The organism is Umezawaea sp. (assembly GCF_057122925.1).
Genome location: NZ_DBNGPQ010000126.1, coordinates 8,737 through 32,533, shown reverse-complemented (window position 1 = coordinate 32,533; position 23,797 = coordinate 8,737). Strand labels below are relative to the sequence as shown.

Here is a 23,797-nt window from a genome sequence, read left to right as displayed (position 1 = left end):
TTCCCGAACGTCCAGTGAGAGGTGGGGGTCAGCATGGCGGAACGATCCGGAGGGTCGCGGGTCCTACTCGACCTGTTCGACGAGCAGGCCCGTCGGTGTCCCGCCGCGCCCGCCGTCCGGTCGGCGCACGGCGTGCTCGACTACGCCGGGCTCGACGCCCGGTCGAACCGGTGGGCGCACGCGCTGCGCGCCCGCGGCGTCGGGCCGGACGTCGTGGTCGGGGTGTGCGCCGACCGGGGCACGGACCTGATGGTCGCCCTGCTGGCCGTGGTGAAGGCGGGCGGCGCCTACCTGCCGGTCGACCCCGCCCACCCCGCCGAGCGGGTCGCGTACGCGCTGGCCGACGCGCGCGTGCCGCTGCTGCTGACCCAGAGCCACCTCGCGGCCCCGCACGTCGACGGGGTGCAGCGCCTCGACCTCGACCGCGACGCCGTGGACGACCACCCCGACACGCCCCCCGCCGTCGAGGTCGACCCGGCGAACCTCGCCTACGTGATCTACACGTCCGGCTCCACCGGTCGCCCCAAGGGCGTGCAGGTCGAGCACCGGCAGCTCGCGGGCTACCTGGAGTGCTGCCGCGCCGACTACCCCGGCCTCGCCGGTGAGGCGCTGCTGCACACGTCCATCGCCGTCGACCTGACCGTCACGACCCTGTGGGGTCCGCTGGTGTCCGGCGGGTGCGTGGTCGCGGGCGCGCTGGAGGACCCGGAGCGGGTGTCGTTCCTCAAGGCGACCCCCGGCCACCTGCCGCTGATGCTCGACCTGGTGGACGGCGTCACGCCGACCGGTGACCTGGTCGTCGGCGGCGAGTCGCTGCCGGGCGACGTGCTCAACCGGTGGCGCGCCCGGCACCCCGGTGTCGTGGTGGTCAACGAGTACGGGCCGACCGAGGCCACGGTCGGGTGCGTCGCGCACCGGATCGAGGCGGGCGCGCCCGTCGGACCCGGCGCCGTCGAGATCGGCGTGCCCGTGGGCGGGGCCCGCGAGTACGTCCTGGGCCCCGACCTGCGGCCCGCGGACGAGGGCGAGCTGTACGTCGCGGGGCCGGGTGTCGCCCGCGGCTACGGCGGGCGCGGCGGGCTCACGGCGGAGCGGTTCGTCGCCGACCCGTTCGGCGGGCCGGGGGAGCGGATGTACCGCACCGGCGACCTGGTGCGCCGCACCGCCTCCGGCGACCTGGAGTACCGCGGCCGGACCGACGACCAGATCAAGGTCCGCGGCTACCGGGTGGAACCCGCGGAGATCGAGACGGCGCTGACCACGCACCCCGCGGTCGGGCACACCGCCGTGGTGGCCAGGGACGGGCAGCTCGTCGCCTACGCGGCGCCCGACGGCGCGGGCCGCTCGCTGCCGTCCGCCGACGCCCTGCGCGACTTCCTGGCGCCCCTCCTGCCGGAGCACATGGTGCCGACGGTGTTCGTGGCGCTCGACCGGCTGCCGCTCGCGGTGAGCGGCAAGGTCGACCGCTCCGCGCTCCCCGACCCCGTCGCGGTCGAGCACACGCCGCCGCGCAACGCCACCGAGGCGGCCATCGCCTGGATCTGGGCCGACGTGCTCGGCGTCGACCGGGTCGGCGTGCACGACGACTTCTTCTCCCTCGGCGGCAACTCGCTGCTGGTGTTCCGGGTGATGCCCAAGATCAAGGCGGCGCTCGGCGTCGCGCTGCCCGCCAGGACCCTGTTCGACGCGCGCACCGTCGCCGCCGTCGCCGAACGGGCCGCCGCGCTCACCACCGGGGCCGAGGCCCCGAGCGGCGACGTGGTCGTGCCCGTCCCGCGCGACCGGGCGCTCCCGCTGTCGTTCGCGCAGCGGCGGTTCTGGTTCTTCCACCGGTTCGACCCGACCTCGGTGGAGTACCACGTCCGCTTCGGGTTCACCCTGCGCGGCGCGCTCGACGTCGAGGCGCTGCGGACGGCGTTCACCGGTCTCGTCGCCCGGCACGAGGCCCTGCGGACCGTGGTCACCGACGAGCCCGCGCAGGTCGTGCTGCCGCCGGGGCCGTTCGCACTGTCCGTTGTGGACATCTCGGACGCGCCGGAGCGGCTGGACGAGCTGCTGGCGCGCGAGGCCGAGCGCCCGTTCGACCTCGCCGAGGGCCCGGTGCTGCGCGCGCTGCTCGCCCGCCGCGCCGACGACCACCACGAGCTGGCGCTGAACGTGCACCACCTCGTGATCGACGCGTGGTCGGTCGGCCTGCTCACCCGCGACCTGAGCGAGCTGTACGCCGCCGCCGTGGCCGGACGGCCCGCCGACCTGCCCGCGATGCCCGTGCAGTACCCGGACTTCGCCGTGTGGCAGCGTGCCAGGTGGACGGACGAGGCCCTGCGCCCCCAGCTCGACCACTGGCGCGAGGAGCTCGACGGCCTGGAGCCGCTGGACCTGCCCACCGACCGGCCGCGCCCGGCCGTGCGGACGTCGGCGGGCGCGGCCCACCGGTTCACCCTGGGGGAGCGCACCACCCGCGGCCTGTCGACGCTCGCGGGGGAGCACGGCGCCACGCTGTACATGGCCCTCGTCGCGGCCTGCCAGCTGCTGTTCGCCAAGTACTCGGGCCAGACCGACATCGTCGTCGGCACCCCGGTGTCCGGCCGTGAGCGCTCCGAGACCGAACAGCTCATCGGCTGCTTCATCAACACCCTGCCGCTGCGGTCGCACGTCGCGGGCGACCGCTCGTTCACCGACCTGCTCGGCCAGGTCCGCGAGGCGGTGCTGGGCGCGTTCGCCCACCAGGACGTGCCGTTCGAACGCCTGGTGGACGAGCTGTGCCCCGAGCGCGACCCGAGCCGCACGCCGCTCGTGCAGGCCATGGTGGCGCTCCAGAACGCGCCGATGGGGCCGCCCGCGCTGCCGGGCGTCGAGGCGGAGCGCTTCGAGTTCCCGCACGTCTCGTCGATCTTCGACGTGACCTTCGAGTTCACCGAGCGCGACGCCGGGCTCGACGTGATGGTCGAGTACGACACCGCCCTGTTCGACGCCGCCACGATCGAGCGGATGGCCGGTCACCTCGGCGTGCTGCTGGACGGCGTGCTGGCCGACCCGGCGCGACCGGTCGCGCTGGTGCCGGTGCTGACCGACGCCGAGCGCGCCCGCGTGCTGACCGGCGTCAACGACACCGCGCTCGCGCTCCCGCCCGTGCTGGTCGCGCACCACGCGTTCGCCGAGCACGCCCGGCGAGACCCGGACGCGGTCGCCGTCGTCGGCGGCGGTGCCGAGCTGTCCTACGGGACCGCGGACCGGCTGGCGAACCGCCTGGCGCACCGGCTCGTCGCGCAGGGCGTGGGGCCGGACGTGCCGGTCGTGCTGCGCCTGCCCCGGTCGCCCGAACTGCTGGTCGCGATGCTCGGCGTGCTCAAGGCGGGCGGCGCGTACGTGCCGGTCGACCCCTCCACGCCGGACGCGCGGGTCGACTTCATCGTCACCGACACCGGGGCGCCGGTCGTGCTGACCGAGCTGTCGCTGCGCCCGCCGCCGCCGGAGCACGGGCCCACCGACGAGGCCCCGGACGTGCGGGTGCGGCCGGAGGACCTGGCCTACGTCGTCTACACCTCCGGGTCCACGGGACGGCCCAAGGGCGTCCTGGTGGAGCACCGGCACCTGGCGAACCTGTGCGCGTGGCACGTCGACGCGTACGGGATCGGGCCCGCCGACCGCGGCAGCCAGGTGGCCGCGCTCGGGTTCGACGCGGCGGTGTGGGAGATCTGGCCGTACCTGACCTCGGGCGCGCGGGTGTGCCTGCCGGAGGACGGCGTGCTCGACGAGCCCGCCGCGACGGTGGAGTGGCTGGCGCGCACCGGGACCACGGTGTGCTTCCTGCCCACGCCCCGGCTCGACTCGATCCTGGACGAGCCGGGCATCGGGGACACCGCGCTGCGGGTCGTGCTGACCGGCGGTGACGTGCTGCGCCGCCGCCCCGGCCGCGAGACGCGCTTCCGGCTGGTGAACCACTACGGTCCGACCGAGACGACGGTCGTGGCCACCGCGGGCGGGGTCGAGCCGGTCGGCACCGGCCTGCCCGGCATCGGCGGTCCCATCGGCAACACGTCGGTGTACGTGCTGGACAGGCACGGTCGTCCGCAGCCCTTCGGCGTTCCCGGCGAACTGCACATCGGCGGCGCGAGCGTCGCCCGCGGGTACCTCGGCAGGCCCGCGCTCACCGCGAGCCGGTTCGTGGCCGACCCGTTCAGCGCCGTGCCCGGTGCGCGGATGTACCGCACGGGCGACCAGGTGCGGCTGCTCGCCGACGGCACGGTCGACTTCCTCGGCCGGGTGGACGACCAGGTGAAGATCCGCGGCAACCGGGTCGAGCCCGGCGAGGTCGAGTCGGCGCTGCTGGCCCACCCGTCGGTCGCCGAGGCGGTCGTGGTGCCCTCGCGCGACGCCGCGGGCCGCACCCGGCTGGTCGGGTACGTCACCGGCCGCGCCGACCTGGACGACGCCGGTCTGCGCGCGTTCCTCTCGGTCTCGCTGCCGGAGTACATGGTGCCGTCGGCGATCGTGGTGCTGCCCCGACTTCCGCTGACGGACCGCGGGAAGGTGGACCGGGCCGCGCTGCCCGAGCCGGTGGTGGCGCGGGCGGGCGCCGAGCCGGTCGCGGCGAGCGACGACGTGCAGCGGGCGCTGGTCGACATCTGGACCGAGGTGGTCGGCACGCCCGTCGGCGTCGCGGACAACTTCTTCGCCCTGGGCGGCGACTCGATCCTGGCGATCCAGGTCGCCGCGATGGCCGGTCGGGCAGGCCTGCGGCTGACCTCGCGGGACCTGTTCCGCTGGCAGACGATCGAACGGCTGGCGCCGCACGTCGTGCCCACGAGCGCCGCGCGCGACCAGGTCCGGGGCACCTCCGGGCCCGCGCCGCTGACGCCGATCCAGCACTTCCTGTTCGAGCGCTTCACGCACCCCGAGGTGTTCGACCAGCACGTGACCGCGGTGCTGGCCGAGGCGCCGGACGTCGACGCGCTGCGTCGGGCGTTGACCGCGCTGGTGGACCACCACGACGCCCTGGCCCTGCGCTTCACCGGCGGGAAGCAGGTTCCCGGTGAGCCCGGTGACGTGCTGACCGTGTCCGCGGTGGACGAGGTCGACCACGCGTTCGACCTGGAGCGCGGACCGCTGCTGCGGGCCGTGCTCGTGCCCGGCACCCCGACCCGGCTGCGGCTGGCCGCGCACCACCTCGTGGTCGACGGCGTCTCGTGGCGCATCCTGCTCGCGGACCTCGCCACGGCCTACCGGCAGGCCGTGACGGGGGCGCCGATCGACCTCGGGGCGAAGACCACGTCGTTCCGCCACTGGGCGACCCGGCTGCACGAGCACACCCGCTCCGGCGGGTTCGACGGCGAACTCGACCACTGGACCGGCACCGCGGGGCGGGCGGCGCAGGAGCGGCCCGCCGACGGCGCGAACACCGTCGCCGCGGAGCGCGCGGTCCGCGTCCGGCTCGACGGGGCCACGACGGCCGCGCTGCTGCGGGACGTGCCCGACGCGTACCGCACCGAGGTCAACGACGTGCTGCTGACCGCGCTCGCCCCCGTGCTCGCCGCGTGGACCGGGGCCGACCTGGTCGCGCTCACGATGGAGGGCCACGGGCGGGAGGACCTGTTCGACGACGTCGACGTCTCCCGCACCGTCGGCTGGTTCACCACCAGGTACCCCGTCGTCGTCGACCCGGCGGGCGAGGGCTGGGGCGAGCGGCTCAAGTCGGTGAAGGAGCAGCTCCGGGCCGTCCCCGGCCGCGGCATCGGCTACGGGGCCCTGCGGTACGCCGCCGCGGCGCCCGCGCTGGCCGGGACCCCGGAACCGCTGGTGAGCCTGAACTACCTGGGCCGCTTCGACTCGGCCGCCGACGGGTTCTACCGCGAGGTGTCGGAGATCCGCCTCGGCCAGCACCCGGACGACGTCCGCCCGCACGTGCTCGACGTGGTCGGGTTCGTCGCGGACGGCGTGCTGGAGTTCACCTGGTCCTACTCGGCCGACCTGCACGACGGGGCCGTCGTGCGGCGGCTCGCCCGCGACTTCGCCGCCAACCTGGCCGCGATCGTCGAGCACTGCGCCTCGCCGGGCGCGGGCGGCCGGACGCCGTCGGACTTCCCGCTCACCTCGCTCACCCGGTCCGAGGTGGACGACCTGGTCGGCGACGGCCGCGCGGTGGAGGACGTCTACCCGCTCACCCCGACGCAGAGCGGCATGGTGTTCGACTCCACCATGACGCCGGGTGTCCACCTCGCGCAGTTCACCGCCGACGTGGACGAGGTCGACCCGGAGTGGCTCGCGCTGGCGTGGCAGCGGGTCGTGGACCGCACGCCCATCCTCCGCACCTCCCTGCGCTGGGACGGCCTCGACGAGCCGGTCCAGGTGGTGCACCGCGGGGTGAGGCTGCCGATCACCAGGCTGGACTGGCGCCCGCTGTCCGCCGCCGACCAGGACCTGGAGCTGGAGGCCCTGCTCAGCGACGACCTCGCCGCGGGCATCGACCTGACGACGGCGCCGCTGACCAGGGTCGTCCTCATCCAGGTCGACGACCGCCGGGTGCGGATGGTGTGGACGGTCCACCACGTCCTGCTCGACGGCTGGAGCGCGCACCGGCTGCTGGCCGAGGTGCTGTCCGGCGGCGGGAAGGGCACACCGCCGCGCGGCTTCCGCGACTACGTGGAGTGGTTGCGCGAGCAGGACCTCACGGTTCCCGAGGCGCACTGGCGCGGTGTGCTGTCCGGCTTCTCCGCGCCGACGCCGCTGCCGTTCGACCGCGTTCCCGGCGACGGGTACCGGGGCCGCTCGACCGGCCGGGTCGACGTCGACCTGCCCGCCGCGCTGTCCGCCCGCGTCGCCGAGCGCGCGGGGGCCGCCGGGCTGACGGTGAACACCGTCGTGCAGGGCGCGTGGGCGCTGGTGCTCTCGGCCCGCAGCGGCCACGAGGACGTGTGCTTCGGCGCGACGGTGTCCGGACGGCCCGCGGAACTGCCGGGGGCGCAGGACATCCACGGCATCTTCATCACCACCCTGCCCGTGCGGGTCGCGGTGGACGGCGGGCGCGACCTGGTGGGGTGGCTGACCGACCTCCAGGAGGCCCAGGCGCAGGCGCGGGCGTTCGAGGGCGTGTCGCTGCCGCAGGTCCAGTCGTGGAGCCCCGGCTCGCGGCTGTTCGACAGCATCGTGGTCTTCGAGAACTACCCGGTGGAGCTGACCGCGTACGGCGGGCCGCGGAACCTGGGCGCGACCGAGGTCAACGGCTACGCGATGAACGTGGTGGCGTATCCGGGCGAGCCGCTGTCGTTCGTGTTCCGCTACGACCCCGAGCTGTTCGACGCCGCCACGGTGCGGCGCCTCGGCCGGGACCTGGCCGCCGTGCTCGGCGCCTTCGCCGACGACCCGCACCGGCCGGTCCGGCGGGTCTCGCTGCTCGACCCGGCCGACCGCGACCGCGTGGTCGTGGCGGGCAACCGCACCGCGGCCGAGTACCCGGCCGCGACCGTGCCGGAGCTGTTCGCCCGGCAGGTCGGGTCCGTGCCGGACGAGGTCGCGCTGGCCTGGCGCGGCGGCGAGATGACCTACGCCGACCTGGACGCGCGGTCCAACCGGCTGGCCCGGCACCTGGCCGGGCTCGGCGTCCGCGCGGAGTCGCGGGTCGCCCTGCTGCTCGGGCGGTCGCCCGAGGCCGTCGTCGCGATCCTCGCCGTGCTCAAGGCGGGCGGCGTGTACGTGCCGATCCACGGCAGCGTCCCGGACGACCGGGTGCGGTGGCTCGTGCGGGACACCGACGCGGTGCTGGTGATCGCCGACGCCGACTCGCGCTCGCGGGCGGCGGACGTGGCCGTGCCGGTCGTGGACCTCGACGACGACTCGCCGTGGGACGGGGAGCCCGACGGCCCGCTCGACGCCGTGGCGCACCCGGACCGGCTGGCGTACGTCATGTACACCTCCGGGTCCACCGGGGTGCCCAAGGGCGTCGCCGCCACGCACGCGAACGTCGTCAGCCTCGCCTGGGACAGCCGGTGGCGCACCGACGCCCACCGGCGGGTGCTGTTCCACTCGCCGATCGCCTTCGACGCCTCCACGTACGAGCTGTGGACGCCCCTGCTGCGCGGCGGACGGGTCGTCATCGCGACCGGCGACCTCACCGCCCCGGCGCTGAGCGCGCTGGTCGCGGACCAGGGCGCCACGGCGGCCTTCCTGACCACGTCGCTGTTCAACGTCCTCGCGGACGAGGCACCGGACTGCTTCGCCGGCCTGCGCGAGGTCTGGACCGGCGGCGAGGCCATGTCCCCGGCCGCCGTCGCGCGGGTGCGCGAGCACTGCCCCGCCTCGCTCGTCCTCAACGTCTACGGGCCGACCGAGACGACGACCTACGCCACGGCGCACCTGGTGACCGGACCGGCGGCCCCCATCGGACGTCCGCTCGACAACACCAGGACCTACGTGCTCGACCGGCACCTGGAGCCCGTGCCTCCGGGAGCACCGGGCGAGCTGTACGTCGCGGGCACCGGGCTCGCCCGCGGCTACCTCGGGCGGCCGGGCCTGACCGCCGAGCGGTTCGTCGCCGACCCGTTCGCAGACACCCCCGGCGGGCGGCTCTACCGCACCGGTGACCTGGTGCGGTGGACCGAGGACGGCGAACTGGAGTTCGTCGGCCGCGTCGACGGCCAGGTGAAGATCCGCGGCCTGCGGATCGAGACCGGCGAGGTCGAGGCCGCCCTGCGGGCGCACCCCGACGTGCGCGACGCGGTCGTCGTGGCGCTGCGGTCGGAGGTCGGCCACTTCCTGGTCGGGTACGTCCTGCCCGAACGCGGCGCGGACCCGGCGCTGCGCCCCTGGCTCGCCGAGCGGCTGCCGGGGTACATGGTGCCCACCGAGTTCGTGGCGCTGGAGCGGTTCCCTCTCAACGCCAACGGCAAGGTGGACCGCGCCGCGCTGCCGGACCCCGTGCGGCGGCGCGGCGCGGACGTCGGGTACGTGGCGCCCCGCGACCCCACCGAGGCCGCCGTCGCCCGGATCTTCGCCGAGGTCCTGGCCGTGGACGAGGTCGGGGCGCTGGACGACTTCTTCGCGCTCGGCGGCGACTCGATCACCAGCCTCCGCATCGCCTCCCGAGCGCGGCGCGCGTTCGGCGTGGAGATGTCCCCGCGCGACCTGTTCGAGAACCGGACGGTCGCCGCGTTGTCCGAATCGGTGCTGCGACGACTGGTCGCGGACCTAGAGCAGACCGTGAGTGGGAGTGCTTCATGACCGACGCCCTGTCCGACCGCGTGGCCGCACTGCCGGAGGACCTCCAGGCCCTGCTGCGGCAGCGGCTGGCCGGATTGGCCGCGGACGACTCCGCGATCCCCCGCACGGACGACGCGGGCCCGGCGCCGCTGTCGGCCGCGCAGCAGCGGCTGTGGTTCATGCACGAGCTGGACCCGGACAGCGTCGAGTACCAGGTCCCGCTGGTGCTGCGGCTCTCCGGCGACCTCGACGTGGCGGCGCTGCGGCGCGCGCTGGGCCGGGTCGTGGCGCGGCACGGGTCGCTGCGCACCACGTTCGACTCCGTGGACGGGGTGGGCGTGCAGGTCGTGCACCCGCACGTCGACGTGCCGCTGCCGGTGGTCGACGTGGCGGCGCGGGACGTCGACGCGCACCTGCTGGACGCGGCGTCCAGGCCGTTCGACCTGCGGCGCGGTCCGGTGATCAGGGCGGTGCTGCTGCGGATCGCACCCGACGAGCACGTGTTCGCCGTGCACACCCACCACATCGTCACCGACGGCTGGTCGATGCGGGTGTTCGCCGACGACCTCAGCGAGGCCTACCTCGGTGAGCTGCCGCCGGAACCCCTGGGCTACGCGGACTTCGCGCGGTGGCAGCGGGAGCGGCTGGCGGGCCCGGCGCTGGACGGGCAGGTCGAGCACTGGCGCGACCGGCTCGACGGCCTGACCGCGCTCGACCTGCCGACGGACTCCCCGCGCCCGGCGGTGCGGGAGCCAGCGGGCTCGGCGCACCGGTTCGAGGTGCCCGCGCCCCTGGTGTCGCGGCTGAAGGACCTGGCACGGGGGCAGGGCGCCACGCTGTTCATGACGCTGGTCGCGGCGACGCAGCTGCTGCTGTCGCGCTACACCGGCCAGCACGACGTCGCGGTCGGCACGGCCACGGCGGGCCGCGACCGCGTCGAGCTGGAGAACCTCGTCGGGTTCTTCGTCAACACCCTGGTCGTGCGCGGTCGGATCGACGGCACGGCGTCGTTCGCCGAGTTCCTGCGCGACACGCGCGCCACCGTGCTGGACGCGTTCGCCAACGACGAGGTGCCGTTCCAGAGGCTCGTGGAGATCCTGCGGCCGGAGCGCGACCCGAGCAGGCCGCCGCTGGTGGAGGTCGCGGTCAACCTCCAGAACGCGCCGGAGGGCGCGGTGGCGCTGCCGGGCGTGCGGGTGGAGGACGTCGTCCCGCCGGTGCTGGTGGCCCCGATGGACCTGTCGTTCGACTTCGTCGAGCGGGGTGGCGCGCTGGTGACGCACCTGGGGTACAACACCTCGCTGTTCGAGCCCGCGACCGCCGAGCGGATGGCGGGCCACCTGCTCACGCTGCTCGCCGCCGTCGTCGAGGACCCGAACCGCGACATGGACCACCTCCCGCTGCTCGACCCGGCGGAGCACGACCGGCTCACCGCGGAGCCGACCCCGGCCCCCGAGCCCCGGACCGTGCCGGAGCTGTTCGCCGAGCAGGTGCGCCGCGACCCGGCCGCGCCCGCGCTGGTCGACCCGGATCGGACGGTCGACTACCGAGAGCTGGACGAGTGGTCCGACCGGGTGGCCCGCGCGCTGGCCGCCAGGGGCGCGGGCCCGGAGCGGCTGGTGGTCGTGCGGCTGCCGAGGTCGATCGAGTTCGTCGTCACCGTGCTGGCGGTGCTCAAGACCGGCGCGGCCTACCTGCCGCTCGACGTCGAGCACCCGGAGGAGCGCCTCCGCTCGCTGGTCGCCGACGCCGACCCGGTGCTCGTCGTGACCCCGGACCTGCTCGCCGCGGTCGAGGGCGAGGAGCACCCGGCGCTCGCGGTCGAGCCGCCGCTGTCGGCCGCGGCGTACGTCATGTACACCTCCGGCTCGACCGGCCGCCCCAAGGCGGTCGTCACCACGCACGCCGGTGTGCACGCCCTCGTCGCGGCGCAGCGGGAGCGGCTGGACGTCGGACCGGGCTCGCGGGTGCTCCAGTTCGTGTCGCCCGCCGTCGACGCGGCGTTCTGGGAACTCGGCATGTCGATCCTGTCCGGTGCCGCGCTCGTCCTCGCGTCCAGCACCCGCACCACCCCCGGCGAGCAGTTGGCGGAAGCGCTGACGACGCACCGGATCACCCACCTGTCGCTGCCGCCGACGGCGCTGAGGGCGCTGCCGCACGGGGAGTACCCGCACCTGCGGTCGCTCGTCGTCGCGGCCGAGGCGTGCCCGCCCTCGCTGATCGACACCTGGGCGCCGGGGCGGCGGGTGGTCAACGCCTACGGCCCCACCGAGGTGACGACCACCAGCACGATGAGCGACCCGCTCGCGCCGGGGGAGCACGTCGACAGCGTCCCGATCGGCCGTCCGCTGCCCGGCATCCGCGCCTACGTGCTCGACGCCGCTCTGCGCCCGGTCCCCGTCGGCGTGCCCGGCGAGCTGTACGTCGGCGGCACCGGTCTGGCCAGGGGCTACCGGAACCGGCCCGGCTTGAGCGCGGACCGGTTCGTCGCCGACCCGTTCGGCGCGCCGGGAGCCCGGATGTACCGGACCGGCGACCTGGTGAAGCGGTCGGCCGCGGGCGACCTGCACTACCTCGGTCGCACCGACGACCAGGTGAAGATCCGCGGCTTCCGCGTCGAGCTCGGCGAGGTGGAGGCCGCGCTCGCGGCGCACCCCGACGTGCGCGGCGTGGCCGTCGCGGTCAAGCCGGACGCCCGCGGCGTCCGGCGGCTGGTGGGATACCTGCTCGGGGAGCCGGACGTCCCGGCTCTGCGGGTGTTCCTGCGTGAGCGACTGCCGGAGCACATGGTGCCCTCGGCCTTCGTGACGCTCGACCGGTTCCCGGTGGGTGGCACCGGGAAGGTCGACCGGGGCGCGCTGCCCGTCCCGAGCGGGCAGCGCGACACCGGGACCCGGCACGTGCCGCCGCGCACCCGCACCGAGCGGGTGCTCGCCGAGGTGTGGAGCGGGCTGCTGGGGGTCTCCGACGTCGGGGTCGACGACAACTTCTTCGACCTGGGCGGCGACTCGATCCTCGGGCTCCAGGTCGTGGCGCGGGCGCGGGAGGCGGGGATCCACCTGACCGCGCGGCAGACGCTGCTCAGGCACACCGTCGCCGAACTGGCCGCCGAAGCCGACGCGGCCGGTACCGCCGCACCCGTCCACGAGCAGGGCCCGGTCGTCGGCGACGTGCCCGTGACGCCCATCCAGCGGTGGTTCTTCGAGGAGCTGGAACCCAGCGCCGACCGGTTCTGCCAGTCGGTGTTCCTGGCGCTGGCCGACGACGTGGACACCGAGGCGCTGCGCACCGCGGTCGCCGCCCTGCCCGTGCACCACGACGCACTGCGGCTGCGGTTCACCCGCGACGGCGGCGGGTGGCGGCAGCACAACGCCGCGCCCGACGGCGCCGACGTGCTCCAGGTCGTCGACCTGTCCGACGTGGACGACGAGGACGCGGCGGTCCGCGCCGCGACGACGGCCGCGCAGACCGGGTTCGACCTGGAGCACGGGCCGCTGCTGCGGGTGCTGCTGTTCACCGGCCGCTCGCCGCGGCTGTTCCTGGTGGCGCACCACCTCGTGGTGGACGGGGTGTCGATGCGGGTCCTGCTGGCGGACCTGGACCTCGGCTACCAGCGGGCGCGGCGGGGCGAGCCCGTCGACCTCGGGCCGAAGACCACGTCGTTCCGCGAGTGGGCCCACCGGCTGCGCGACCACGTGGCCGCGGGCGGCCTGGACCACGAGCTGGAACGGTGGACCGCGCCGGTGGAGGTCGTGCCGCTGCCGGTCGACGGCACCGGCGAGAACACGGTGGGGTCCATGCGGACCGTCACCGTGCGCCTGGACGCGGGCACGACCGCCGCCGTGCTGCGCCAGGTGCCGGAGGTGTACCGCACGCAGGTCAACGACGTGCTGCTCAGCGCCGTGGGCCGGGTGCTCGCGGACTGGGCGGGCAGCCGCTCGGTGCTGGTGGAGATGGAGGGCCACGGTCGCGAGGACGTGCTGCCCGGCGTGGACCTGAGCCGCACCGTCGGCTGGTTCACCACCGCCTTCCCGGTGTCGCTGGAACTGCCAGAGGAGGGCGGCTGGGGCGAGGTGCTCAAGTCGGTGAAGGAGCGGCTGCGCGCGGTCCCCGGCGGTGGCCTCGGCCACGGCGCGCTGCGCCACTTCGGCGGCCACGACCTCCCCGAGCTCCGGCCGGAGGTCTCGGTGAACTACCTGGGGCGCATGGACACCTCCACGTCCGGCGACCTGTACCGCGGCTGGTGCCCGCACCCCGGCGGCGTCGAGCGCGTGGACCACCAGACCCGCGCGCACCTGATCGAGCTGACCGGGATCGTCGACGGCGACGAGCTGGAGTTCCGCTGGGCCTACTCGGCGAACGTCCACCACGCGCGGACCGTGCGGACGCTCGCCGACGCGGTCCTGGTGGCGCTGCGGGAGATCGTCGAGCACTGCGCCGCACCGGGGGCGGGCGGCTGCACCCCGTCGGACTTCCCGCTCGCGGCGCTCGACCAGTCCACGGTGGACAGGATCGTCGGCGACGGCCGGGACGTCGAGGACGTGTACCCGCTCACGTCGATGCAGAGCGGCATGCTCTTCCACTCGCTGGCGGAGTCGACCGACCTGTACGCCGGGCGCTTCAGCGCGGTCCTGTCCGGCGTGACGGACCCGATGGCTCTCGCGAGTGCGTGGCAGCGGGTCGTGGACCGGACGCCCGTGCTGCGGACCGCCGTGGTGTGGCAGGACGTCGCCGAACCCCTCCAGGTCGTGCACCGCGACACCCCCGTGCCGATCGAGCACCACGACCTGCGGCACCTGGCGCCGGAGCGGCGCGAGGAGGTACTGGCCCTGCTGTGGGAACGGGGCGAGGGCTGGGAGCTGGACCTCGCCCGGCCGCCGTTGATCAAGCTGGTCATCGCGCGGCTGACCGACGACGAGGTGCGGGTGCTGTGGTCCGCGCACCACCTCGTCGTCGACGGCTGGAGCTTCGCCCACGTGCTGTCCGACGTGTTCGAGCAGTACGCCGCGCTGGCGGGCGACGGGCCCGCCCCGGTCGCGGCGCGGCGCCCGTTCCGCGACCACGTGGCGTGGCTGGCGGAGCGCGACCGCCCCGCGGCGGAGGAGCACTGGCGGGGCGTGCTGGCCGGGTTCACCGAGCCGACGCCGCTGCCGTTCGACCGCGAACCCCTGCGCGCGCACCGGTCCCAGACCGCGCGGGAGGTGCGCGGCGGCCTCCCCGAGGAGCTGGCGGCCCGGCTGTACGCCGTCGCCAAGGACGCGCGGATCACCGTCAACACCGTGGTGCAGGGCGCGTGGGCCGTGCTGCTGTCCCGCTACGGCGGGCGGGACGACGTGTGCTTCGGCGCGACCGTGTCCGGCCGTCCCGCCGACCTGCCCGGTTCGGAGTCCATCGTCGGGCTGTTCATCAACACCGTGCCCGCGCGGGTCGACGTGCCCGCCGACGACGCGGTGCGCGACTGGCTGGCGCGCGTGCAGCGCGAGCAGGTCGAGTGCCGCCACCACGAGCACCTCTCGCTCGCCGAGATCCAGGCGTGCGGCGACGTCCCGCGCGGCACGGCGCTGTTCGACAGCATCGTGGTGTTCGAGAACTACCCGTACGACGCCGACGCCGCGTCCCGCCACGGCCTCGCGGTCCGCGACTACCGCGGTGACGAGCGCACCAACTACGCCCTCACGGTCACCGCGCACGCCGCCGCCGAACTGCGCCTGTCCCTCGGCTTCGACCCCGCGCTGTTCGACGAGTCGACCGCCGAGCGGGTGCTCGGCCACCTCGTCACGGTGCTCGGCGCCATCGCCGAGCACCCGGGGACGCGCGTGGCGGACCTGCCGGTGCTCACCCACCAGGAGCGCGACCTGCTCCTGCACGGCTGGGGCGGGACCGTCGTCCCCGCTCCTCCGGCCCGCCTCGTGCACGACCTCTTCACCGAGCAGGTGACGGCCGACCCCGACGCGGTCGCGGTCGTGTGCGGGGCGGACCGGCTGACCTTCGCCGAGCTGGACACCCGCGCGAACCGGCTCGCCCACCACCTGGTCGGGCTCGGCGTGCGACCGGGCTCGCTGGTCGGGGTCTGCCTGGACCGCGGGGTCGACGCGGTCGTGGCGCTGCTGGCCGTGCTCAAGGCGGGCGGCGCGTTCGTACCGCTCGCACCGGACTACCCGGCCGCGCTGCTGGCCGCGATGCTGACCGACGCCGCGCCCGAGGTCGTGGTGTCCCACCGCCGCCACGCCCACCTGGTGTCCACTCCGGACACCCCGGTGGTGCTGGTCGACGAGGTGGACCTGTCCGGGCTGCCCACGTCCGCGCCGCGCACCGCGGTCACCACCGACGACCTCGCCTACGTGGTCTACACGTCCGGCTCGACCGGGCGGCCCAAGGGCGTGATGGTGGAGCACGGCAGCGTGCACCACATGGTGCGGTCGTGGGACGAGCGCTACGGCCTGACCGGGGCGCTGCCCCGCACGCTGTCGGTGTCGAGCCTGTCGGTCGACCTGTTCTTCTCGGACTTCCTGCTGTCGGCCCTCTTCGGCGGCTCGATGGTGGTGGTCCCGGCGCTCGACGTCGCCGATCCCCGCGTGCTGGTCGACCTGCTGGAGAGCACGGCGGCCGACGTCCTGGTCACCGTTCCCGCGCTGGCCAGGGCGATCGTGCAGGAGGCGGGCTCGCGCGGCCGTCGGCTGACCGGCCTGCGGGTGCTGATGGTCGGCTCGGAGGGCTGGCCCTCGGCCGACTCGCTGGAGGTGCTGGCGGGCGTCGGCCCGGACACCGTGGTCGTGAACGCCTACGGCGCCACCGAGACCACGGTCGACTCGACGGCCTACCGGGTGACGGCGGGGACGCCGACGGACGTGCCGTTCGTGCCCGTCGGCACGCCGCTGTGGAACACCACCGCCTACGTGGTGGACCGCCACGACCGGCCGGTGCCGATCGGCGTGGCGGGCGAGGTCCTCATCGGCGGCGACGGCGTGGCGCGCGGGTACTGGAACCGGCCGGAGCTGACCGCGGCCCGGTTCACCGCCGACCCGTTCCGGCCCGGCGGCCGGGTGTACCGCACCGGCGACGTCGCGCGGTGGCGGCCGGACGGGAACCTGGAGTTCGTCGGCCGGGCCGACGACCAGGTCAAGGTCCGCGGCTTCCGGGTCGAACTCGGCCAGGTCGAGTCCGTGCTGGTCCGCCACCCCCGCGTGGCCGCCGCCGCGGCGGCCGTGATCCGCGACGGCGACCACGTCCGGCTCGTCGGCTACCTCGTCCCCGAGGGCGACACCGTGGACGTGGCCGACCTCAAGGCCCACGCCGCCGCCGGGCTGCCCGCCCACGCCGTGCCGACGGCGTACGTGAGGCTGGACGCGCTGCCCCTGACGCCCAGCGGCACGGTCGACCGCCGCGCGCTGCCCGCGCCCGACGACGTCGGCACGCTGGGCAGCGGTGTCGAGCACGTGCCGCCGCGCACCCGCGCCGAGACGGCCGTGGCGGCGATCTGGGCGGAGGTGCTGGGGCTCGACCCGGCCGGGATCGGCGTGCTGGACGACTTCTTCGACCTGGGCGGCGACTCGATCCGCAGCATCAGGATCGTGTCGCGGGTGCGCGCGGTGCTGGGCGGCGCCCCGTCGCCGCGCCAGCTCTTCGACACCCCGACCATCGAGTCGTTCGCGGCGGCGCTGGCGGTGGACGACCCCGCGGACGCGCCGATCACGCCGATCGACCGGTCCGGGCCGCTGCCGCTGTCGTTCGCGCAGCAGCGGCTGTGGTTCCTCAACGACTTCGAGCCCGACAGCACCGAGTACAACACCGTGTTCGGCTACCGCCTGCACGGCGACCTCGACCCGGCCGCCGTGCGCGCCGCGCTGACCGCGCTGGTGCGGCGGCACGAGGCGCTGCGGACCACGTTCACCGACGTGGACGGCCTCGGCGTGCAGGTGATCCGGCCCGCCGTCGACGCCGACGTGGCCGAGGTCGACCTGACCGGCGCGGCGGAACCCGTTCTGCGGCAACGGCTCCGGGAGGAGGCGTCGAGGACGTTCGACCTGCGCACCGGGCCGCTGTTCCGCGCCACCCTGTTCCGGCTCGGCGCGCGGGAGCACGTGTTCGCCCTGGTCATGCACCACATCGCCACCGACGGCTGGTCGATGGGCGTGCTGGCCGACGAGTTCGGGGTCTGCTACTCCGCCGCCGTGCGCGGCGAGCGGGCCGACCTCCCGGCGCTGCCGATCCAGTACGCGGACTACGCGGCCTGGCAGCGCGACCGCCTGGCGGGCCCCGACGCCGACCGGCACCTGGACCACTGGCGCGAGAGGCTGGCGGGCGTCACCCCGCTGGCGCTGCCGGTCGACCACCCGCGCCCGTCCGTGCGGGTGTCGGCGGGAGCGGCGCGGTTCGTGGACCTGCCCGCCGACGTCGTGGACGCGCTCAAGGCGGTGGCCCGCGACCGGGGCGCCACGGTGTTCATGGTGGTGCTCGCCGTGACCAAGCTGCTGCTCGCGCGGTACTGCGGCCAGCGGGACATCACCGTGGGCACGGCGTCCTCCGGCCGCGCTCGGGCCGAGCTGGAGGGCGTGGTCGGCTTCTTCGTCGACACGGTCGTCCTGCGGTCCGACGTGGACGAGGCGCTGTCGTTCACCGGCCTGCTCGACCGGGTGCGCGACACCGTGCTCGGCGCGTTCACCCACGACGGCATCCCGTTCGAACGGCTGGTCGACCTGGTCAGCCCCGAGCGCGACCCGAGCCGCAACCCGCTGGCCGAGGTCATGGTCGTGCTGGACAACACGCCGTCGCACGCGCCCGACCTGGCGGGCCTGCGGGCCGAGCCCGAACCGGTCGTGGGCGACGACGTCAGCCACGACCTGACGTTCGACTACTTCGACCGGGACGGCGAACTCGGGCTGGCCATCGGCTACAGCACCACGCTGTTCGACGAGTCCACGGTGGACCGCGTGGCGGGCGACCTGGTGCGGCTGATGGCCTCGGTCGCCGCGACCCCGGACCGGCCGCTGCTGGACGTGCCGCTGCTCGGCGAGGCCGACCACCGCCGGGTCGTGGAGGAGTGGAACGCGACCGACCACCCGGACGGGTGGGAGTCGGTGACCGCGGTGTTCCAGCGGCAGGCCGCCGCCACCCCGGACGAGGTGGCCCTGGTCGGACCGGACGCCACGCTGACGTTCGCCGAGCTGAACGAGCGCGCGAACCGGCTGGCCCACCACCTCGTCGAGCGCGGCGCCGGACCCGAGTCGGTGGTGGGCGTCCGGTGCCCGCGCACCACCGACTTCGTCGTCTCGGTGCTCGCGGTCTGGAAGGCGGGCGCGGCCTACCTGCCGATCGACCCCGACCTGCCCGCGCGGCGCGTCGCGCTGATGCTGGACGACGCGAAACCCGTGCTCGTGCTGACCGGGGGCGAGGCCCGCACCGGGTACCCGGCGACCGACCCCGAACCCCGCGCGCGGGCGGAGAACCCGGCGTACGTGATCTACACGTCCGGCTCCACGGGCACGCCGAAGGGCGTCGTCGTCGAGCACCGCGGCCTGACCAACCTGTTCCTCGACCACCGCGCCGAACTCGTCCGCCGCGAGGCGACCGGGCGGATGCGGATGGCGGTGACCGCCGCGTTCTCGTTCGACACCTCGCTGGAGGGCGTGCTGTGGCTGCTCGACGGCCACGAGCTGCACGTGATCGGGGAGGACCTGCGGCGCGAACCGGACGAGCTGGTCGACTACGTCGCGCGGCGGCGGATCGACGTGCTCGACCTGACGCCGACCTACGCCGGTGAACTGGTGGCCGCCGGGCTCCTCGACCCGAGCACGCACGTCCCCGGCGTGCTCATGCTCGGCGGCGAGGCCGTCGGCGAGGCGCTGTGGCGCGAGCTGCGCGACAGCACCGCCACCACGGGCTACAACTACTACGGCCCGACCGAGGTCACGGTCGACGCGCTGGGCTGCGAGATCACCGGCCACGACCGGCCGGTGATCGGCCGTCCGCTGTGGAACACCCGCGCCTACCTGCTCGACGCGTCGCTGCGGCCGGTGCCGGTGGGCGTGGCGGGCGAGCTGTACCTGGCGGGCGTGCAGCTGGCGCGCGGGTACCTGGACCGGCCCGGTCTGACCGCGGGGCGGTTCACCGCCGACCCGTTCGGTCCCGCAGGCACGCGGATGTACCGGACGGGCGACCTCGGACGGTGGCTGCCGGACGGGTCGGTCGAGTACCTCGGCCGCTCCGACGACCAGGTGAAGGTCCGGGGCTTCCGGATCGAGCTGGGGGAGATCGAGGTCGTCCTGGCCGGGCACCCGGAGGTCTCCCAGGTCGCCGCGGTGGTCCGCGACGACCTCGCGGGCGTCCCGCGGCTGGTGGCCTACGTGGTGCCGACACCCGGCGGCGAGCCGTCCGCGGCCGACCTGCGGGACTTCGCCAAGCGGTCGCTGCCCGCCTACCAGGTGCCCGCGTTCTTCGTCGCCCTCGACCGGATCCCCCTGACGGTCAACGGCAAGGTGGACCGCGCGGTGCTGCCCGCCCCGGACGGCGCCGCCACCGGGACCGCCCACGTCGCCCCGCGCGACGAGACCGAGACGACGCTGGTCGGGATCTGGGCCGACGTGCTCGGCGTCGACCCGGCCCGCGTCGGCGTGGAGGACAACTTCTTCGAGCTGGGCGGCGACTCGATCCTGAGCATCCAGGTCGTGGCCAGGGCCCGGCGGACGGGTGTGCGCTTCTCGTCGAAGGACCTGTTCCTCAACCAGACGATCGCGCAGCTCGCGCGCGTCGCCACACCGGACGCGCCGGGCACGGCCGACCGCGCACCCGTGCACGGTCCGGTGGCGCTCACGCCGATCCAGCACGACTTCTTCGACGTCTACCGGACGCCCCCGCACCGGCTGACCCAGTCGACCCTGGTCGAGCTGACCGGTGAGCTGGACGAACCCGCGCTGCGGCAGGCGCTGACCGCGCTGGTCCGGCACCACGACGCGCTGCGGATGCGCTTCGAGCCGGGACCGGACGGGTGGCGCCAGCACAACGCCGCCGTGGAGCACACCGAGTCGCTGCGCCGGATCGACCTGTCCGCCGCCGACCCGGCCGACCGGCTGGTGGCGGCGGAGAAGGCGGCGGCGGACGCCGAATCGGGCCTGGACCTCACCGACGGGCCGCTGCTCGCCGCGCGGCTGTTCGACTTCGGCCCCGGTGAGCGGCCGTGGCTGTTCCTGACCGCGCACCACCTCGTGGTGGACGCGGTGTCGTGGCGGATCCTCACCGAGGACCTGGAGGAGGCCTACGGCCAGGCGCTCGCGGGCGGGCCCGTGGACCTGGGGGCCAAGACGACGTCGTTCCAGCGCTGGGCGTCCCTGCTCGACCGGCACGTGGCCGCCGGGGGCGTGGACGACGAGATCGGCTACTGGTCGGCGCTCCCGGCGGCGGCCCCGCTGCCGGTCGACGGGGACGGGCCGAACACCGCGGGCTCCACCGGCACGGTGTCGGTCGCGCTGACCGCCGCCGAGACCGCGACGCTGCTGCGGGAGGTGCCCGCCCGGTTCCGGACGTCGGTCACCGACGTGCTGCTGACCGCGCTGGCGTCGGCGATCGGCCGGTGGACCGGGGACGACCGGGTCGCGATCGACCTGGAGGGCCACGGCCGCGAGGAGATCTTCGACGGGATCGACCTGTCCCGCACGGTCGGCTGGTTCACCTCCGAGTACCCGGTGGTGCTCGACGTGCCGTCCGGCCCGTGGCCCGCGGCGGTGAAGGCCGTGCGGCGGACGCTGCGCGCCGTCCCCGGCAAGGGCCTCGGCCACGGCCTGCTGCGCAGGCTCCGGGGCACGCCGGACCTGCCGGGCAAGTCCGAGGTGCTGTTCAACTACCACGGCCAGGTCGGCGCAACGCCGTCCACCGGGCCCGGAGCGCTCTACCACGCCTTCCGCGACCCCATCGGCAGCGAGCAGGACGCGGCCGGACCGCGCACCCACCTGGTCGAGGTCGTCGGGGCCGCGAGGGACGGCGTGCTCGCGTTCGAGTGGTACTTCTCCGGCACCGTCCACGAACCGTCCACCGTGCGCCGCGTGGCGGAGGACTTCCGCAGCGCGCTGCGGTCCGTCGCCGCCCACCTGGAGGAACGATGACGACATCGGTCGAGACCGACCTGGCCGGGCTCGCGACCGCCACCGGGGTGCCCGGAGCCCAGTTCGCGGTGCGGCTCGGCGGCCGGACGGCGGTGTCCCGCCACGGGGACGGGATCGCCGACGACACCGCGTTCCCGCTGGGGTCGCTGACGAAGCCGTTCACGGCGGCGCTCGCGATGCTGCTCGTGGACGACGGCGACCTGCACCTGGACGAGCGGCTGCCGCAGGGCTGGACCCTGCGGCAGCTCCTGACGCACACCAGCGGCCTCGCGTCCAACATCGACGAGGACGCCGAGCACACCAGCGACCGGCGCGCGTGGGTCGCTCGGCACTGCGGGGCCGCCGACCTCGTGCACCGGCCGGGGTCCGCGTTCTCCTACTCCAACGTCGGCTACACCGTCGTCGGGCAGTTGGTCGAGGACGCCACCGGGATGTCGTGGGAGGACGCGGTCACGTCGATCCTGCTGCGACCGCTCGGCGTCGAGCCCGCGTTCGTCGGGGGACCGGCGGCCGCGCGCCCGGTCGCCGTCGGGCACTCGTTCGGCGGCACGCGGATCGAGGAGCAGTCCGCGATCCCGGTCGAGGCGCCGAACGGCGGCCTGGCGCTCAGCGCGGCGGACCTCGTGGCCTTCGCCGCGTCCTGCGTGGACGACCTGGCGCCGATGTTCGTCGACCAGGTGGCGGACCTGCCGATCGGCCCGTACGGCATCGCCGACGGCTGGGGCCTCGGCTGGGCGGCCTACCGCGACTGGTTCGGGCACGACGGGTCCGGCGACGGCACCTCGTGCCACCTGCGGACCGACCCGCGCACCGGCGACGTCGTCGCGTTGACCACGAACTCCGCCACCGGACGGGACCTGTGGGAACGGCTGCTGCGCACGCTCGACGTCGACGTCCCCGACCACCCCACGCCGTCCTCACCACCGGTTCCGGGCCACGGGCCGACCGCGTGCGTCGGCCGGTTCGCCAACGGCCCCCTGGACCTCACCGTGGTCCGGCACGCCGACGGCGGCCTGGCCACGACCACCGGCGACCGGCTGGAGTTCCTGGGCGAACTGCGGTTCGTCCTCACCGGCTCGACCCGGTTCGACGGCCGGTTCCTCCGCGACCCCCGTTCGGGGGAGATAGACCTGTTGCAGGTCACCGGCAGGCTCGCCCGCCGCTACGACAAGGACAAGTGAGGTCCCCGGTGGTCGCGACCACGGCCGACACGCCCACCCGGTTGTCCCGCAACCGGAACTACAACATCCTGTGGAGCAGCCTGCTCTTCTCCGAACTCGGCACCGAGATCACGTTCGTCGCCTTCCCACTGCTGATCCTGGCGGTCGGCGGCGCCCCGTGGCAGATGGGCCTGGTCGCGGCGGCGGTCGCCGCGGCCCACATGGCCTCCAACGTGCCCGCGGGGGTGATCGCCGACCGGTGGGACCGCAAGCGCGTGATGGTCCTGTGCCAGGCGATCAGGGTGGTCGGCCTCGCCAGCATCGGCGTCGCGCTGCTGCTGGACGCCTACTCGTTCCCGCACGTGCTGGTCGTCGCGGTGGTCGAGGGCGCGCTCAGCTCCGTGTTCGAACCCGCCGAGCACGCCACGCTCGCGCAGGTCGTGCCGGAGTCCCAGCTCGGTGACGCGGTGGCGCGCAACACCGCACGGCCGTTCATCGCCACGCTGCTCGGACCGGCGCTCGCCGGGTTCCTGTTCGCCTGGCACCGCACGATCCCGTTCCTCGCCGACGCGCTCATGCTGGCGTTCTCCCTGGTGGCGCTGCTGTTCCTGCGCCTGCCGCCGCGCACCCGCGAGCGGACCGAGCAGACCAGCGTCGGCGGCGACCTCGTGGAGGGCGCCCGCTGGCTGATCGGCCACCGGGTCATCCGGACCACCATGGTGTGGATGGTCATGGCCAACACCGCGTTCGGCGCGCTGATCATCGTGGTGCTGGCGACGTCGGGCGAGCAGCAGGTCGGCGCGGGCCAGATCGGTCTGACCATGGCGTGCGTCGGCGCGGGCGGCCTGCTCGGCGCGGTGCTGGCGGGCAGGCTGCACGCCGCCCTGCCGCCGTCGGTGATCATCATCGGCTTCAGCTGGATCGCCGCGCTGATGACGGCCCTCATGGCGTTCGTGCCCGCAGGCCTGCCGATGGGGCTCCTGCTGGCCGGTGCCGCGCTGTTCGCGCCCGTGGCCAACACGGTCATCATGACCTACCAGCTGGTGGTGACGCCGGACGAGATGCGCGGCAGGCTCAGCGGCCTGGCCGGTCTCTGCGGCGGCGGCGCGGCCGTCCTCGGGCCACTGGTGGGCGGCCTGGTCATGGGCGCGGGCCAGCACACGGCGGTCCTCGTCTGCGCGGGCGGTCTGGCGGTGACCGCACTCGGCACCACCCTCAGCCGAACCCTGCGCACGTTCCCCCGCGCCGCCGCGGCGGAGCCGGTGGGGTGAGCGGTGGCCGCGTTCGGCGGCCCGTTCAGCCGGACGCCCCGCCCGGACGCCGCGGACGTGTCCCGTGCGACCGCGG

The 23,797-nt window shown here is 74.9% G+C and carries 4 protein-coding genes; all 4 read left to right on the top strand.

Annotated features, from left to right (window positions below; all coding sequences use genetic code 11):
* Positions 1-33: 33 nt before the first annotated feature.
* The 4 genes from AC156L_RS28525 to AC156L_RS28510 are packed head-to-tail and all read left to right on the top strand — an operon-like array spanning position 34 to position 23,721.
* Entirely contained in the window at positions 34-9,216 is a 9,183-nt protein-coding gene (locus AC156L_RS28525) for an amino acid adenylation domain-containing protein (RefSeq protein WP_484407425.1), read from the top strand.
* Positions 9,213-21,290: an amino acid adenylation domain-containing protein gene (locus AC156L_RS28520; protein WP_330876633.1), complete on the top strand. Its 12,078-nt coding sequence runs from the start codon at positions 9,213-9,215 to the stop codon at positions 21,288-21,290. Before AC156L_RS28525 ends, AC156L_RS28520 begins: the two co-directional genes overlap by 4 nt.
* Entirely contained in the window at positions 21,287-22,471 is a 1,185-nt protein-coding gene (locus AC156L_RS28515) for a serine hydrolase domain-containing protein (RefSeq protein WP_330876632.1), read from the top strand. Before AC156L_RS28520 ends, AC156L_RS28515 begins: the two co-directional genes overlap by 4 nt.
* The gene (locus AC156L_RS28510; protein ID WP_330876631.1) at positions 22,468-23,721 is read left to right on the top strand and encodes an MFS transporter; all 1,254 of its coding nucleotides are present in this window, start codon (positions 22,468-22,470) and stop codon (positions 23,719-23,721) included. The genes AC156L_RS28515 and AC156L_RS28510 overlap by 4 nt, the downstream gene beginning before the upstream one ends.
* The last annotated feature ends 76 nt before the right edge of the window (positions 23,722-23,797 follow it).

What these genes read in the sequence shown, in the direction of transcription:
- AC156L_RS28525 (WP_484407425.1), top strand. Translation starts at nt 34, where the DNA reads ATGGCGGAACGATCCGGAGGGTCGCGGGTCCTACTCGACCTGTTCGAC.
- AC156L_RS28520 (WP_330876633.1), top strand. Translation starts at nt 9,213, where the DNA reads ATGACCGACGCCCTGTCCGACCGCGTGGCCGCACTGCCGGAGGACCTC.
- AC156L_RS28515 (WP_330876632.1), top strand. Translation starts at nt 21,287, where the DNA reads ATGACGACATCGGTCGAGACCGACCTGGCCGGGCTCGCGACCGCCACC.